Genomic DNA, 832 nt, shown 5'->3' with positions numbered 1-832 from the left:
AATAAATTGAAGTATGAAATATAAAATAATACAAGTTGATAATTTTTATATTATTCAAATATAGTCTCTAAAAAGTACTCGGAACGGTTTTTAATATCTTCATTGTCGTCATTTTTTAGTTTTTCTAAAGTTTCTTTAATAATATCTATATTGTTCTTTTCTATATCCTCCAAATAATACTTAACTAATGAGATAATACTTAGAACTGTCTCTCTAATATAAAGATCTTTGTGTGTAGAAAATGTTAAAAGTTTAGTGAATAGCCATTTTTGTTCTTCTTGTTTTGGATATTGAAAACTTAATAATACATCACAAATTAGTGATGTATCTTCTTTATTAAAAATATCTTCGGCCTCTCCCATTGTCCATATTTCTTCTTCCTCATCTTCATAATCATGAACATATAACTTATCTAAAAATTCTTCGAAACTATTTGCAACATTTATGATAGTATTGTCTTCACTTTCTATGTAAATTACAGAAGGATTTTTTTGTTTTTTTCTATAATCCAGCGCATACCAGAAATTACCATCACCACTAAATATCAATATATCTTGAGGTAAATCCCACTCATCAATAAGATATTTTGACTCTAACATCCCTTTTGGTCCTAATCCATTTATAAATTCAATAGGTAAAAAATCTTCTTCCATTGAGACAGCATTAAATTTTATATAACCTCCATTTTGCACTAAAATTATCCTCTTATAAGAATCAGGTAAAATTCCCCCTAGATTACTTTCTAATTTTTCGATTTCTTCTAAAGAAATATCTTCAAGTCTAATAGGGTCAGAATTACCTTCAAGCCATAATTTTTTCATATTATCCTCCG

The 832-nt window shown here is 26.7% G+C and carries 1 protein-coding gene; it reads right to left on the bottom strand.

The window, feature by feature from the left end:
* Nucleotides 1–50: 50 nt before the first annotated feature.
* Nucleotides 51–832, bottom strand: a 782-nt coding sequence (locus V7014_RS24365) for an SMI1/KNR4 family protein (protein WP_335511223.1), incomplete at its 5' end; no start/stop codon positions are given.

This window comes from Bacillus sp. JJ722, assembly GCF_036963345.1.
Taxonomy (GTDB): domain Bacteria; phylum Bacillota; class Bacilli; order Bacillales; family DSM-1321; genus Bacillus_AD.
This window is presented reverse-complemented; position numbering and strand designations above follow the sequence as displayed.